Annotated in this window: 12 protein-coding genes; 4 read left to right on the top strand and 8 right to left on the bottom strand. The window is 39.1% G+C overall.

All coding sequences use genetic code 11. The features are described from left to right. Positions 1–308: 308 nt before the first annotated feature. A complete protein-coding gene (tyrS, locus tag ACH63V_RS13375) occupies positions 309–1541 on the bottom strand; it encodes a tyrosine--tRNA ligase (protein ID WP_024438169.1) in 1233 nt (410 codons plus the stop codon). Positions 1542–1602: 61 nt separating this feature from the next. Between tyrS and ACH63V_RS13370 the strand changes: the two genes are divergently transcribed. Together ACH63V_RS13370 and ACH63V_RS13365 are read left to right on the top strand one after the other, a co-directional pair. After that, the gene (locus ACH63V_RS13370; RefSeq protein ID WP_001274583.1) at positions 1603–2730 is read left to right on the top strand and encodes an anhydro-N-acetylmuramic acid kinase; all 1128 of its coding nucleotides are present in this window, start codon (positions 1603–1605) and stop codon (positions 2728–2730) included. A 126-nt stretch (positions 2731–2856) separates the two neighbouring features. Beyond that, entirely contained in the window at positions 2857–3702 is an 846-nt protein-coding gene (locus ACH63V_RS13365) for an alpha/beta fold hydrolase (RefSeq protein ID WP_396463771.1), read from the top strand. A gap of 56 nt (positions 3703–3758) precedes the next feature. Here ACH63V_RS13365 and erpA read toward each other — a convergent pair whose 3' ends face one another. The 4 genes from erpA to ACH63V_RS13345 form a co-directional block, all read right to left on the bottom strand. Then, complete coding sequence (gene erpA, locus ACH63V_RS13360) at positions 3759–4094, bottom strand: iron-sulfur cluster insertion protein ErpA (RefSeq protein WP_000993572.1); 336 nt, start codon at positions 4092–4094, stop codon at positions 3759–3761. Positions 4095–4218: 124 nt separating this feature from the next. Continuing rightward, complete coding sequence (locus ACH63V_RS13355) at positions 4219–5223, bottom strand: putative solute-binding protein (RefSeq protein ID WP_024438166.1); 1005 nt, start codon at positions 5221–5223, stop codon at positions 4219–4221. Between the two features lie 347 nt (positions 5224–5570). Further along, positions 5571–6578 (bottom strand): putative solute-binding protein, encoded by a 1008-nt coding sequence (locus ACH63V_RS13350; protein WP_004698179.1) that lies wholly within the window; start codon positions 6576–6578, stop codon positions 5571–5573. Positions 6579–6833: 255 nt separating this feature from the next. After that, the gene (locus ACH63V_RS13345; RefSeq protein ID WP_396463770.1) at positions 6834–7838 is read right to left on the bottom strand and encodes a putative solute-binding protein; all 1005 of its coding nucleotides are present in this window, start codon (positions 7836–7838) and stop codon (positions 6834–6836) included. A gap of 252 nt (positions 7839–8090) precedes the next feature. Here ACH63V_RS13345 and ACH63V_RS13340 point away from each other — a divergent pair, with 252 nt between their 5' ends. Together ACH63V_RS13340 and ACH63V_RS13335 are read left to right on the top strand one after the other, a co-directional pair. Continuing rightward, on the top strand, positions 8091–10022 hold the full coding sequence (locus ACH63V_RS13340; protein WP_263612613.1) for an ATP-binding cassette domain-containing protein: 1932 nt from the start codon (positions 8091–8093) through the stop codon (positions 10020–10022). A gap of 266 nt (positions 10023–10288) precedes the next feature. Continuing rightward, positions 10289–10846, top strand: coding sequence for a VTT domain-containing protein (locus ACH63V_RS13335; RefSeq protein ID WP_002051888.1), 558 nt, complete (start codon positions 10289–10291; stop codon positions 10844–10846). 87 nt (positions 10847–10933) lie between these two features. Here the strand turns inward: ACH63V_RS13335 and cybC are convergent, their stop codons facing one another. The 3 genes from cybC to recF are packed head-to-tail and all read right to left on the bottom strand — an operon-like array spanning position 10934 to position 14970. Further along, on the bottom strand, positions 10934–11329 hold the full coding sequence (cybC, locus tag ACH63V_RS13330) for a cytochrome b562 (RefSeq protein WP_022575180.1): 396 nt from the start codon (positions 11327–11329) through the stop codon (positions 10934–10936). Between the two features lie 37 nt (positions 11330–11366). Then, entirely contained in the window at positions 11367–13835 is a 2469-nt protein-coding gene (gene gyrB, locus ACH63V_RS13325; RefSeq protein WP_263612614.1) for a DNA topoisomerase (ATP-hydrolyzing) subunit B, read from the bottom strand. Between the two features lie 52 nt (positions 13836–13887). After that, entirely contained in the window at positions 13888–14970 is a 1083-nt protein-coding gene (gene recF, locus ACH63V_RS13320) for a DNA replication/repair protein RecF (RefSeq protein ID WP_263612615.1), read from the bottom strand. Positions 14971–14977 lie beyond the last annotated feature (7 nt).

Here is a 14977-nt window from a genome sequence, read left to right as displayed (position 1 = left end):
ATTCCAAAGATTCCAAAGATTCCAAAGATTCCAAAGATTCCAAAGATTCCAAAGATTCCAAAGATTCCAAAGATTCCAAAGATTCCAAAGATTCCAAAGATTCCAAAGATTCCAAAGATTCCAAAGATTCCAAAGACAGAATAGAGCAAATACTCTAGTTATTGATTAATACTTTTATTATTTCCTTATTCTTTTTTCTACTTATTAAGTTAATTACAAATTGTTCCACGTGGAACGCTTAATTGATTTTGTGATCCAGAAATAAAAAAAAAGCAGGACTACTCCTGCTTTTTTACTATATAACTTTCTTAGTCAGTGAAAGTTACACGTGCAATTGCTTTCTTACCTGACTGAATAATGAAAGTCCCATTTTCTTTTACAGAGAAACCTGCATCAACTACATTCCAGTCAACTTTTACTGCACCACGTGCTACTGCATCTTTTGCAGCTGCTGCATTTGGGTTTAATCCTGCTACACGTAGAATCGTAGCAATGAAGATCTCTCCACCAAACTCACCACGTGAAATAGTCACTTCAGGTGTATCTTCTGGCACCTCACCTTCTGTAATACGGTTACCCGCACTCTTATGAGCATTGGCAGCAGCTTCGGCATCATGGAAGCGTTCAACCAACTCAAGCGCAAGAATACGTTTTACTTCTTGTGGATTACGCCCAGCAGCGATTTCGTCTAATAAAGTTTTGATCTCATCAAGAGATTTGAAGCTTAATAAGTCGAAGTAGCGTTCGATTAAAGAGTCAGGCATTGATAATACTTTTTGGTACATTGCACCTGGAGCATCAAAAACACCAATATAGTTACCTAAAGATTTAGACATTTTATTTACGCCATCTAAACCTTCTAGAATCGGCACAGTGATACACACTTGGGATTCTTGGCCATAACGGCTTTGTAACGTACGACCCATGAGTAAGTTAAAGGTTTGGTCTGTACCGCCTAACTCAACGTCAGCTTCAAGCGCAATTGAGTCATAACCTTGAACTAAAGGATATAAGAACTCATGAATTGCAATTGGCTGATGGTTGCTATAACGCTTAGTAAAGTCATCACGCTCTAACATACGTGATACGGTTTGTTGACTTGCTAACTGAATAAGGTCAGCAGCAGACTTTTGATTAAACCATTCTGAGTTAAAACGTACTTTTGTTTTATTTGGGTCTAAGATTTTAAAAACTTGTTCTTGATAAGTTTTAGCGTTAGCTTCGACTTGTTCACGTGACAACGGCGGACGAGTTGCGCTTTTACCAGTTGGGTCACCGATCATCGCTGTATAGTCACCAATTAAGAAGGTAACTTCATGGCCCAAGTCTTGAAACGTTTTTAGTTTGTTAATAAGAACCGTATGTCCTAAGTGTAAATCTGGTGCCGTAGGGTCAAAACCAGCTTTAATTTTAAGAGGACGATTCTCTTTAAGCTTTTTCAGTAAATCTTCTTCTGAAATAATTTCGTGCGTGCCTCGTTGGATGAGGGCAAGCTGTTCTTCGGCGGGCAAGAAATTTGACATCACAAAACCTAAACACATCAGTTATTCAATTTGTGCGATATACTAACATTTTTTCAGCGTCTTGCAGGGGAAGTTGCATATGAGCGCAATCTATATCGGCGTAATGACTGGCACTAGTATGGATGGTGTAGATATTGTTGCGGCTTCATTTGAGCCACTACAGCTTCATGCCACTCTTACAGTTCCATTCGAACCCGAGTTACGTGATGAGCTTATGGCATTAACTTTACCCGATGACAATGAAATTGACCGTATGGGTAAAGCTGATGTTGCTCTAGCCAAAATGATTGGTCACGGGATTAATAGCTTAATTGAGAAGCATCAATTAGACCGTAGCCAAATTAAAGCGATTGGTTCGCATGGGCAAACTATTCGTCATCGTCCAGAGCATGGCTTTACGTTACAAATTGGCGATCCAAACATTATTACTGAAATTACTCAGATTCCAGTTGTTTCAGATTTCCGTCGTAGAGATATGGCAGCAGGCGGTCAAGGCGCGCCATTAGTCCCAGCTTTTCATCAGGCATTATTTCAACATCCAAGTATTCATCGTGTGATTTTGAATTTGGGAGGCATTGCCAATGTGAGCATGTTGCCGGCCAATAATCCTGACGGTGTATTTGGGTTTGATACGGGACCTGCGAATATTTTGATGGATGCATGGTGTCATCGCCATACAGGTCATCCATATGATGAAAATGGCGATTGGGCTGCTTACGGTCATCCTATTCGTTCGTTACTCGACCGTCTTCATGCTCATGAATATTTTTCTAAAGAGCCACCTAAAAGTACGGGACGTGAAGATTTCAATATTGACTGGTTAGATGATCAGTTAATCGATTGGCGTAATGATTTAACTTACGATGAGTTAGAAGATACACCTGAAAATATTCAAGCCACCTTATTAAAGCTTACTGTACGTGCTATTCAAAAAGCGATTTATCGCTCTGACATGGAAACAGGTGAAGTATATGTATGTGGTGGTGGAGCTTATAACTCTTATTTGTTAGAACAATTACGCTGGCGTTTACGTAAGCACAATTGGTCAGTTCAAACCACAGATGTTTTAGGACTTTCCCCTACTTGGGTCGAGGCTACCGCATTTGCATGGTTAGCTATGCGTTTTGTAAATGGTTTAAGTGGTAATTTACCAGCGGTAACTGGTGCATCTGATTTTAGAATTTTAGGAACAATCACGGCGGTATAAGATTTTTTATCAGTTCTTTTGTCTAGATTCGACCTCATAGCACATTTACTGACCCGAAATGCTGTTATTTAAATGTACATAAAAACTCATGATAAATGCCAACAAAAATAAGTAAGGCATGTTGTTATGGATTTAACCGACCGTATTCATCAATATACTCGTGGGGCTTGGACATTCGATGTGATTGATTCAGGCCCTATAGATGGTCCACTCGTTGTTTTATTGCATGGTTTTCCTGAGACAGCCCATAGTTGGGAGCAAACCTCTGAACTATTGCATCAGCATGGGTTTAGAACGCTTGCGATTCATCAACGTGGGTATAGTTTAAATGCTAGACCACAAAGCCGCTTTGAATATGCTTTAAGTGAGCTAGTCGAAGATGTAGCGAGTTTTATTGAGCAGCTTGGTCAGCCAGTTTATTTAATTGGGCATGATTGGGGTTCTGTAATTGCGTCTAGTGTAGCCATCAAATATCCACAGTATATTCAACACCTCACTTTAGTTTCTGTCCCCCATCAAGCTGCATTTTTAAAAGCTTGTTTAAGCAGCAGACAACTTTTTAAATCTTATTATTTTGCAATTTTTCAGCTTCCTATTCTGCCCGAACTTTTATTTAAAAAGATGCCTAAATTAGGCCGTAACTTTCTTAAGTCATCTGGCATGACCGAGCAGCAAATTGAAATATTCGAGACTGAGTTTATAAAAGAAAATAGGCTAACTACGGCGTTGAATTGGTATCGTGGATTTTTCTGGGATAAACCTCAGAATCCTTTTAAATTAATAGATGTGCCAACTATGTTTATTTGGGGTAAAGATGATATTGCTGTTACTGAAAAAAGCGCCGAGCTAAACTCACGTTATTTTAAAAATAGTTATAAAGCTATTTTCATGAACGCTTCTCATTGGATTCCTTATCAGAATGCCCCCGAACTCGTACAATACTTTTTAGAATCTATAGATGATCGCGGATGATTTCATCAATAAAAAAACCTCTCAAAATAGAGAGGCTTTTTTATTTAAAATTCTTTTTAAATCGAGAATGAAGAACCACAACCACAAGTTGTTGTTGCATTTGGGTTCTGCACAATAAAGCGTGAACCTTCAAGGCCTTCAACATAATCAACCACTGAGCCAACTAAATACTGATAGCTGAGTGAGTCAACAAGCATCTTTACATCGCCATTTACAAATTCTGCATCATCTTCATTTACGCTTTCAGCGAAATTGAAGCCATATGAAAACCCTGAACATCCACCACCTGTTACATATACACGTAACATGAGATCGTCATTCCCTTCACTATCACGGAGTTGGCGTACCTTATTGGCAGCATTATCTGTCAAAACTAGAGCTTGGGCATTCATGATGATTGTTCCTCGGATTTTGCTGTGCCTTTCAAAATAAAAAAGACCCTATATTGAGTATAGCATAATCAATATAGGGTCTGTCTTCGAAGTTTAAAGCGAATCTTGAGTATTTTTATCAAGATTATTTGTAATTCTCATCTTGTAAGCCACATTCGAAGTTTTTCGCATCTTGCTTACAGCGGAATTGCCATAATAGTTTCATCATCCGTTTATCATAAACGCCGCGCTTTGTAAGGTTAATTCGTGATTCACGCATAAGCTTTTGATAGCCCGGTTTATCAGCAGCGGGTACATCCATCCAGTATTTTTGCGGAATATCCGCTTTCATTTTACCTAAGATAGTAAAGGCACGTGGTAACTGGCCTGCCACCCATTCTCTAGACTTCTGACCAAATCCAGCTGGGAATTTATCTGGACGGATAATAATATTTCCAGTCACCTGTAAGATTGGATAGTTCACGATTGCTCCTTTCGTACCTAAGCCTTTTTGTAGTTCTAAAGGTTTAAACGCTGCTGCTGGTGCACCAATAATATCGACCTGATGATTATTAAATTTAGCGCCGAAGTTCGTCACATCTGCACTCACAGCCTGCGCACCGACCTGCTGAACCATAATTTTTTGTGCTTCATCATAGTCAAGAACAGCAATTTTTTTACCCGCAGCTTTGGCTACTGTATTAATACTACGGTCGTTTACTAAAAGGTAAGCATCCCCTACCGGAATAACACCCACGACCTCATAGCGTCCGTTGACCATATATTTACTAAAGGTTTGACTTGCTAAACCTTGCATGACTTTAACAGCAAGTTTGAGATCTGGAATCGCACCAATTGCATCTAATGAACCTGTAAATGAGTTGAATTGACGTCCGCGCATGCCTGATACGCTAATGCCGTCACATTTACCAGCTTTAAAATCTTCAGCAATCACTGCTTCGTTTTGATTTACTTTGAGTTCGATATCAGCTCCCCAGTTTTTCGCTGCAAGCTGATAATCTTTCATTAGTGCATAGACATCACCATTTTTACCAACGAAGTCAAAAACACAAATGGTTTGTTTGGCCTCGGCTGCAAATGAAATTGTTGTGAGTCCCATCGCAAGTAAAAGCGTTTTGGAAAATCGCATATTCTTTTCCTTTCCTTGTAGATTTTTTGTTTTTGGCATCAAGAAATTTCACGCTGGTTGGCATGATTCTCATGAGATATGCTTCATCTAAACTTCACGATTAAGATATTTTTACGAGCAATTATGTTTATATGAGCTCAATTCAAGAAAAATAACTATTTAAATGTCTATAGTAGTTCTTTGATCACTCACATCTTTGTTCCCTTTTAATACCTTCATATATCCAGATGAAGTTTTATCCTCAATTTAGATTAGCGACTTTTTAATTGATCACAATGGCTGAATTGACAGCCTATATAAAGCAAAAAAGCCTAGAATTAAGTCTAGGCTTTTAAGTTCAATATGAATTATTCACCAGCCATTGAACATTCAAAGTTAGCTTTATCTACAGAACAACGTGCTTTTTTCAATACAGACATCATACCTGCATCGTAAATACCACGTTTCGTTAAGTCCATACGACCATCACGTAACATTTTTTGGTACTTAAGTTTGTCTTCAGCACTTAGGTTCATTTTGTATTTACCCGGAATCTGTGCTTCTAGGCGGTTAATCATTGCAAAGTTTTTAGGTAATTGTTTTACGAACCAATCACGAGATTTTTGACCAAAGCCCGCTGGGAATTTATCTGCACGTAATACAAGGTCAGCAGTTACGTGTAAAACTGGGAAGTTCCACATTACACCGTTTGCACCTAAACCTTTGTTTAGTTCTAATGGTTTGTATGCATAAGCAGGCGCACCTACCATATCTACCTGACCATTGTTAAATTTAGCAGCAAAGTTTGAAATATCAGAAAGAACTGCCTGAGCACCGACACGCTGCACCATAATTTTTTGTGCATCGTCATAGCCTAATACGGCGAATTTTTTACCCGCAGCTTTTTCAACAGAGTTGATGTTTTTGTCACGTACGAAAATGAATGCTGAACCTAACGGAGAGATACCAGCAACTTCATATTTTTTACCACCAAGGTTAGTTGTCATTTTTGCAGCATTACGTGCATCTAATACATAGGTAATAGCACGTTGCGCGATTTGGTTATTAGGAACACCACCAAGCGAGTCGATTGATCCTGCGAATTTGTTATATTGGCGTGCACGCATAGCAGTCATTGCTACAGCATCACATTTACCAGCTTTGAAATCATTATCTGCAACAGCCTCGTCCTGACGAGGAACCAAGTTAATTTCAGTACCCCAGCCTTTTGCAGCTAGAGCCCATTCTTCCATCATTTTATATGAGTCGCCTGCTTTTCCTAAGAGGTCGAATACACACACGGTACTCGCTGCTTGCGCTGAAGCAGAAAAACCAACAACAGAAGCGGCAGCCATAGCAAGTACGATTTTTTTCATTTTCTTCATCCTTCCACGGAACAGATTTTTTGTTTGAAGTTTCCTTTCAAACACAGATATTAATCATGTTTTTTAGAAAAAAATAGAGCTTTTACTCAAATATTTTTATCTGATTGGATCATTGTTTGTTCTATTTAAATTATTTATTAGAAGTAAAAATCTCTAATTTTCCGTAAGTTACTTTTTATATTCACAATTTTCATACCCATATTCAGCTTTGAAATATGTGTAGCGATTTTGTGATTAAAAAACAATCTACTCTCCATTGAGCGTACATTCAAAATTTGTGCGTTCAATGGTACATCGTGCACGCTTCAGCACACTCATCATTGTCGCATCGTATACACCTTGCTTTGTTAGACCAAGGCGACCTTCCCGTAATATTTTTTGGTATTTCAATTTATCTTCAGCTGAAAAATTTAATTTAATTTTAGGCGGTACCCCAGCTTCCAACTGTTTCACCATTGCAAAATTTTGCGGTAACTGCTTAATGAACCAGTCACGAGACTTCATTCCAAAATTGGCTGGAAACCGATCACTTCTTGCAATTAAATCCCCTGTAACGTTGACCACTGGAAAAGTAAACATCGCTCCATTTGTTCCAATACCCTTGCCTATTTCTAAGGGTTTATACGCATAAGCAGGTGCGGCAATCGCATCGACTTGGCCACTATTAAACTTTTTCACAAAATCGGTAATTTCTGACGGAATAGGATGTGCACCTACACTTTCCACCATAATTTTTTGAGCTGCGTCATATTGTAAAATAGCAAATTTAGTACCACGTACTTTTTCAATTGAGTTGAGGTTTTTATCTCTTACAAACAAGTAAGCCAAACCAATCTGGACAATTCCCACCACCTCGTAGTTTGTTCCATTTTGTGCTGTTACCATGCGATGTTTATTACGTTGGTCTAAAACATAACTAATTGCCTTTTGAGCAATGGCATTACTGGTCACACCACCAATCGCATCAATCGAACCTGCAAATTTATTGTAATTTCGTGCTCGCATTGAGGTCATATAAGCTGCGTCACATTTGCCCTCACGCAGTCTACGATCTACCAAAGCTTCATCTTGAAATGGAATTAAAGTAATGTCAGCCTGCCAGCTTTTGGCTGCAAGTGCCCACTCTTCCATCAGTTTGTAGGATTCACCTGATTTTCCCAATAAATCGAATACACATACATTTTGCCCGGCATGTGCTGTTCCCATAGCACAGCAAAATACTGTACCAATTATCCCCAATCCTTTTTTCATTTGACTTTCCTTAGTCTAGTTTTATTAGGAGTTCATTTATCAACCAAGTTTTAAATTGTTTTTATTTTAGCCATATTTTTTAAAATGTGGTCTATCTCGTTAAAAATTTAGATATTTTCAGACGAATAGCTTAAATAGAGATAGGTTAAGCCATGCAATCTCAGCATTTATAAACTAAAACTCTGAAAGTTTTGTCTTCACGGTCAGTTCTCTTTAAAATACAGCATCCCTAACTCACCTCGATAAGACAAGATGATTCAATTTGACCAAGTTTCTTTACGCCGCGGTGGACGTGTTCTCTTTCAAAAAGCGTCTATGCAATTACACCCAGGTTGGAAGATTGGTCTGACTGGGGTCAATGGTGCAGGTAAATCAACGTTATTTGCAGCGTTACTGGGCAGCTTAGGCGCAGATGAAGGTACACTTACTCGTCCTTCAGTCTGGACTGTGGCGCATATGGCGCAAGAAGTTAAAGCTCTAGACATGCCTGCCCTCGATTTTGTTCTGTCTGGTGATGAAGAATATTGGGATATTCAAAATAAGCTTGCTCAACCAGATCAACTCACAGATTCAGACTTGGCCAAACTACATGGCCGCTTTGATGAAATTCACGGTTATTCAGCGCCATCTAAAGCTGCCCAACTCATGGCTGGTCTTGGTTTTCTAGAGCATCAATTACGTTTAAATGTTGCTAGTTTTTCTGGTGGATGGCGTATGCGCTTAAACTTGGCGCGTACATTAATGAGTCGTTCTGATTTATTATTACTAGATGAACCAACCAACCACTTAGATTTAGATGCAATTTTGTGGTTAGAAGATTGGCTTAAAGCCTATGAAGGTACTCTCATCCTCATTTCGCATGACCGCGATTTTTTAGATGCAATTACAGATCATATTCTTCACATCGAAAATCAAGAACTCACGCTTTATACGGGTAATTACTCCACATTTGAAACAACTCGAAGTGAACGTTTAGCACAACAACAACAAGCTTTTGAGAAGCAACAAGAAACACGTGCTCACCTACAAAAATTTATTGACCGTTTCAAAGCAAAAGCCACTAAAGCTCGTCAGGCACAAAGTCGTATTAAACAACTTGAGCGTATGCAACAACTCGCACCTGCTCATGTCGATACGCCGTTTACTTTTAGTTTCCGTGAACCGACCAAAATGAGTTCACCCTTGCTGACGTTAGACAATGCCAGCATAGGTTATGGCGATAAGCAAATTGCTGAAAAAATTAAACTTCAAATTACACCGAACTCACGTATTGGTTTACTTGGTATGAACGGTGCAGGTAAATCAACTTTGATTAAGAGCTTGGTCGGTGATTTACCACTTCTAGCAGGTGAACGTAAAGCTTCGGAGTTGCTTAATATTGGCTACTTCGCACAGCACCAAATGGATGCTTTAGATGGCCATGCCAGCCCGATGCTTCAACTTGCTCGTTTGGCAGATAAACAAATTAGTGAAGCCACCTTACGCTCATTCCTTGGTAGTTTTGGGTTTAGTGGTGAACGCATGGATACACCATGTGAAAGCTTTTCTGGCGGTGAGCGTGCTCGTTTGGCTTTGGCACTGATTGTATGGCAGCGTCCAAATGTTTTAATTCTCGATGAGCCAACAAACCATTTAGATCTTGATATGCGTCATGCACTGAGCATGGCTTTACAAGATTTTGAAGGTGCTGTTGTTCTGGTTTCCCACGAACGTCAACTTATTGCCAGTGTGTGTGATGAGCTTCTTTTAGTACACGGCGGCAAATGTACCGAATTTGAAGGTGATTTGCAGGATTATGCTAAATGGTTACGTGAAGCACGTCAGCAGCAAATCAATGCTCAAACTGCTGTAGCAGCAAATAACTCATCATCTGCTGCCCCTGCTCCTACTAAAGTTGATAAAGAAGCACAGCGTAAGGAAGCCGCACGCCGTCGTGAGCAGACTCGACCTATTCGTAAAAATATTGAGAAGGTTGAATCACAAATTGAAAAACTTCAACCGCGACTTGCTGAAATTGAAGAAGCTTTAGCAGATAGCTCATTATATGAAGCGAACCGTAAAGATGATTTGCTGAAATTGATGAATGAACAGACCGAGCTGAAGGCTAAGCTTGAACAACATGAAGAGCAACTTTTAGAACTCATGATGGAACTTGAGGAAATGGAAGCCTCTTTCGAAAACTAAGTTCTTGCCAGTACTGGTATTTTTAAGGACCATTACTGGCTTTTAGTTCAAATCAGAGCTTTATTTGCGCTACTATATAAAAATTTGAATGACTTTTAATAATATTTCATTCAGCTGTTAAATTTTTGAGATAGATTCAAATTTGATAACATATAAGACTTAAGCTACATCTTAAGGGTTGCCATACACAGATAATTTAACTAAATTCTGTAACTTCGTTTTTACCCTTCTTGAGTAGGTATTTAATTCGGGATCAGACAAACTGAATGAATTTTATTGATTTTATTACTAATTTTGAACATTTTTTACCTATTTTAATTCAGGAGTATGGCGCATGGGTCTATGCCATACTCTTTTTGATTATTTTCTCTGAAACAGCTTTTGTATTTATGTTCTTTTTGCCTGGAGATAGTTTACTTCTAACTGTAGGGGCGCTTTGCTCGGTCATCGAAATGATGCATCTGGGTTATATGATTACTTTGCTTACCGTAGCTGCCACCCTAGGCTATATTGTGAACTACTCTATTGGTCGTCATTTTGGTAACCGTATTTTTGAAGCAAAATCACGCTTTATTAAAAAAGAATATTTAAATAAAACCAACCGTTATTTCTTGCAACACGGTGGGAAAACCATTCTTCTGGCACGCTTTATTCCTTTTGCACGTTCTTTTGCACCATTAGCTGCGGGCTCTAGCAATATGAGTTATGGAAAATTTTTAATCTATAATGTCGCTGGAGCTATTTTGTGGATCTGCATTCTATTAACAGCTGGATATTTATTTGGCCACGCGCTCATTCAGGTTACAGACTTAGTAGAAAATTGATCTTTTTAGGTTTAATACACTCAAATAGACCAAAAAATAAAGGGAATGATTCAATCATTCCCTTTATTTATTTAGATCAAAATGAATTTATCTAAATTTTTTGTGGTTTTCATTACGGATATTAACCAGATTAATTGCTTCTGATTTTGCTTGGTCTAATTGACCCTTATCAACCAATACAGTCACTCGATCAATTTCAGCAACTAACTGATCTAAACCCGCTTGATATTGTTTTACCTGTACATTTTCCGGCGGTAAACCTTCCAACTTATGAGGTAAAGATTTTTTTGAAGATACTGCTGCCTGACGCATAATCACAAGCTGCTGTTTTGCGTTATTGAGATCTTTCGCTTCAGCAAAGGCTTTTGTGCTCTTTGCTAAAGTTTTCATGTCAGCTTCCAACAAGTCAGCTGCAAATGCAGAATGACTCACTAAAGCTGCACATGAAATCAGCATACTTGCTATAAACTTTTGACTCATCATCTTCTCTCCTTAGACTGATTTAGAATCTAGCTATCAATTAAGCATCAATATCTGCATTTAATGCATTTTCTTCAATGAAGGCACGACGTGGTTCAACGTCATCACCCATTAAGCACGAGAACATACGATCTGCTTCGATTGCATCATCAATAGTCACCTGTAACATATTACGGTTTTCAGGGTCCATTGTGGTTTCCCAAAGCTGTTCAGCATTCATCTCACCCAGACCTTTATAGCGCTGGATCATCATTCCACGACGCGAATCTTGCAGAATGTGCTGCCATACCTGATGGAAGTTAGCCACTTGAATACGGCGATCACCTTTCTGTAAATATGCACCATCTTCAATTAAATTGAACCAACTCTTAGAGTTCTTCAATAAACGCGCATATTCTGCTGAGTTTAATAAGCCAGCATCAAGCAAGTAAGCATGTGGCAAGTTATGGACATATACAGTCACACGTGGCCAATAATGCGCTGTTTTCTCGCCTTGTGCATTTTCACGTTCGAAGGTTTCAAGCGTAATTTCAGGACGCAAACTTGGCTGTAGTCTTTGTACAGCTTCGCGTACTTGATCTGCCCATTGCTGTACATAAGCCTGATCGTGGTTCTGATCAGCTTTAAACGCCTCTACTTCAAGTAATGCATCAAGTAAGCTTGCTGGATAACGCAACGTTAAACGTTGTAAGCTCTTTTGTGAAACTTGATAGTCTTGAATCACTTTTGCTAATGCTTCGCCTGTAATCGCAGGTGCTTCTGCACTAATATGCAAAGCAAGCTCATCAATTGCATTTGAAATTAAATAAGTTTCCAAGGCATCATTATCTTTAATATATTGCTCTTGCTTACCTTTTTTCAGTTTATATAAAGGTGGCTGTGCAATATAGATATGACCACGCTCCACCAACTCCGGCATTTGACGGAAGAAGAACGTTAATAACAATGTACGGATGTGCGAACCATCGACGTCGGCATCGGTCATAATAATAATTTTATGATAACGAAGCTTGTCAGGGTTATATTCTTCACGGCCAATACCACAGCCAAGTGCTGTAATTAATGTACCGACCTCCTGACTCGAAATCATTTTGTCAAAGCGGGCACGTTCAACGTTCAAGATTTTACCTTTCAAAGGTAAAATAGCCTGCATTTTACGGTTACGACCTTGCTTGGCACTACCACCCGCAGAGTCACCCTCGACAAGATATAATTCAGAAAGCGCTGGATCTTTTTCCTGACAGTCAGCCAATTTACCTGGCAGGCCTGCGATATCTAATGCGCTCTTACGACGTGTCATTTCACGCGCTTTACGTGCAGCATCACGTGCACGAGCAGCATCAATAATCTTACCAGCAATTGATTTTGCAGCTTGTGGGTTTTCAAGTAAGTAAGCAGAGAACTCTTTGTTCATTGCTTGCTCTACTGCTGGTTTTACCTCACTCGATACCAATTTTTCTTTGGTTTGAGAAGAGAATTTTGGATCAGGAACTTTAACCGAAATAATAGCAGTCAAACCTTCACGCGCATCATCACCAGTCACATTCACTTTTTCTTTCTTGAGAATGTTTTCATTTTCAAGATATTGGTTTAAGCCACGTGTTAATGCCGCACGGAAACCTGCTAAGTGCGTACCACCATCTTTTTGTGGAATGTTGTTTGTGAAACAACGAACATTTTCTTGATAGCTATCATTCCATTGCAATGCAACTTCTACAGCAATACCGTTATCTGCATCAGCTGTAAAATGGAAGATTTCATTCAGATGGTTTTTACCTTCGTTAATATATCTAACAAACTCAGATAAACCGCCTTCATAGTCATAAACATGTTCAAGATTAATGCGCTCATCACGTAAAACGATACGTACACCAGCGTTTAAGAAAGAAAGTTCACGTAAGCGGCGTGCTAAAATTTCAACGTTGAAAATGGTTTGACTAAAAGTTTCTGCACTTGGCCAGAAGCGTACAATCGTACCTGTGTTATCCGTTTCACCAATCACACGTAATGGATATTGCGGATCACCATGTTGATATTCTTGTTCATGTACTTGGCCAGCACGATTAATAATTAAATGTAATTTACTAGAAAGTGCGTTTACAACTGAAACACCTACACCGTGCAAACCACCTGAAACTTTATAGCTGTTGTCATCAAACTTACCGCCTGCATGCAGAATAGTAAGAATAACTTCTGCTGCAGAGACACCTTCTTCAGGGTGAATATCAGTTGGAATACCACGACCATTATCTGAAACACTCACAGACTCATCTTCGTGAATCGTGACAATGATTTCATCACAGTGTCCTGCTAAGGCTTCATCGATTGCGTTATCGACAACCTCGAATACCATATGGTGTAAACCGGTACCGTCGTCTGTATCCCCAATATACATGCCCGGACGTTTACGAACTGCATCTAATCCACGTAATACTTTAATACTAGAGGAATCATAAGCCTTTTCATTGGTTTGTTCTGTTTGAGAGGCTGATTGAGACTCTGAACTCATGGTTTCTCCCTAGCAAATATAGGTTTATTCAAAGATGGGTAACATCAAAAAATTATGGTGAAGCAAGACTAACTTGACCGGATTCAACACTGAATAATTGATATGAAATAGACAGATCATGTAAATGTTTTTTTACCGATGCATGATCTAAAGTTGTCATAAAAACCTGGCTACCAAGTTGGCTTAATCGTTCAATTAAACGTTGTTGTGCGGTTAAGTCTAATTCTGCTGTCAGATCATCTAATAATACCACAGTTTCCTTATTACTCGCATGCAACATTGCAATTTGTGACAGTTTTAAGGCAATAATCAAGAGTTTTTTCTGACCTCTTGATAAAACATCATCTGCATGTCCAAAAGGCGTTTTTAAGCGCAAATCAGCTCGATGTGGACCATACTCTGTATAACGTCTTTCAATGTCTTTTTGGTGCTGGTTCAGCAAGTCTTGCATGAGCCCCTGCTCTGTATGAAAACCGGGGCTGTACTCCAGCTCAATCTCTAAATCAGGCAATAACTGACTTAAGTCATTTTGAAAATAAACGTTCCATTGCTCTACGATACTTAAACGCTGTGAGTGTAAAATTTCGCCATAATCACTCAACATTTTGTTCCACGGCTCTAAGTCAGCCAAAGAAAGATTGCGTCTTGTTTTGAGTAAGGTATTTCGCTGTTTTAAAGCTCGAGAGTAATATTGCCAAGCAAAATAAAACTCAGGTTCCACGTGGAACATTAGCCAATCTAAAAGCTGACGTCTTGGCTTAGCGCCATGGTCAATAATATCTGTACTTTGTGGGTCAATATGCTGCAAAGGGAGCAATTTGGCGAGTTGACCTTGAGTCGCAACTGTATCGCCGTTGACTTTCATCAACTGCTCACCGGAAGCGAGTTTCTGCATACCGATTTTTTCAGTTGTTGACTGAGCAAAGACAATCGCGTCGTCAGCTTCATACTGAATATAATTTTTGGGAATATGTGTACGGAATGAACGACCAGTTGCAAGCAAATGAATCGCTTCTAAAATTGATGTTTTACCCGAACCGTTAGCGCCATAAAAAACATTAAACGGTTGCAAACCATGGAGTGCAACCGTTTTTAAATTACGCACGCGTTCTATATTTAAGCGCGTAAGATGCATAGAATTA

The sequence above is a fragment of the Acinetobacter sp. ABJ-A23_2 genome (assembly GCF_044538765.1).
In the GTDB taxonomy this organism is placed as follows: domain Bacteria; phylum Pseudomonadota; class Gammaproteobacteria; order Pseudomonadales; family Moraxellaceae; genus Acinetobacter; species Acinetobacter nosocomialis_A.
Note: the sequence above shows the minus strand (reverse complement) of the source record. Positions and strands in the feature narration are given on the sequence as shown.

Bases quoted from the DNA above. Each gene is read 5' to 3' on its own strand.
- erpA (WP_000993572.1), bottom strand. From the start codon at position 4,094: ATGAATGCCCAAGCTCTAGTTTTGACAGATAATGCTGCCAATAAGGTA.
- ACH63V_RS13355 (WP_024438166.1), bottom strand. From the start codon at position 5,223: ATGCGATTTTCCAAAACGCTTTTACTTGCGATGGGACTCACAACAATT.
- ACH63V_RS13370 (WP_001274583.1), top strand. From the start codon at position 1,603: ATGAGCGCAATCTATATCGGCGTAATGACTGGCACTAGTATGGATGGT.
- ACH63V_RS13365 (WP_396463771.1), top strand. From the start codon at position 2,857: ATGGATTTAACCGACCGTATTCATCAATATACTCGTGGGGCTTGGACA.
- cybC (WP_022575180.1), bottom strand. From the start codon at position 11,329: ATGATGAGTCAAAAGTTTATAGCAAGTATGCTGATTTCATGTGCAGCT.
- gyrB (WP_263612614.1), bottom strand. From the start codon at position 13,835: ATGAGTTCAGAGTCTCAATCAGCCTCTCAAACAGAACAAACCAATGAA.
- ACH63V_RS13345 (WP_396463770.1), bottom strand. From the start codon at position 7,838: ATGAAAAAAGGATTGGGGATAATTGGTACAGTATTTTGCTGTGCTATG.
- ACH63V_RS13340 (WP_263612613.1), top strand. From the start codon at position 8,091: ATGATTCAATTTGACCAAGTTTCTTTACGCCGCGGTGGACGTGTTCTC.
- tyrS (WP_024438169.1), bottom strand. From the start codon at position 1,541: ATGTGTTTAGGTTTTGTGATGTCAAATTTCTTGCCCGCCGAAGAACAG.
- ACH63V_RS13350 (WP_004698179.1), bottom strand. From the start codon at position 6,578: ATGAAAAAAATCGTACTTGCTATGGCTGCCGCTTCTGTTGTTGGTTTT.
- recF (WP_263612615.1), bottom strand. From the start codon at position 14,970: ATGCATCTTACGCGCTTAAATATAGAACGCGTGCGTAATTTAAAAACG.
- ACH63V_RS13335 (WP_002051888.1), top strand. From the start codon at position 10,289: ATGAATTTTATTGATTTTATTACTAATTTTGAACATTTTTTACCTATT.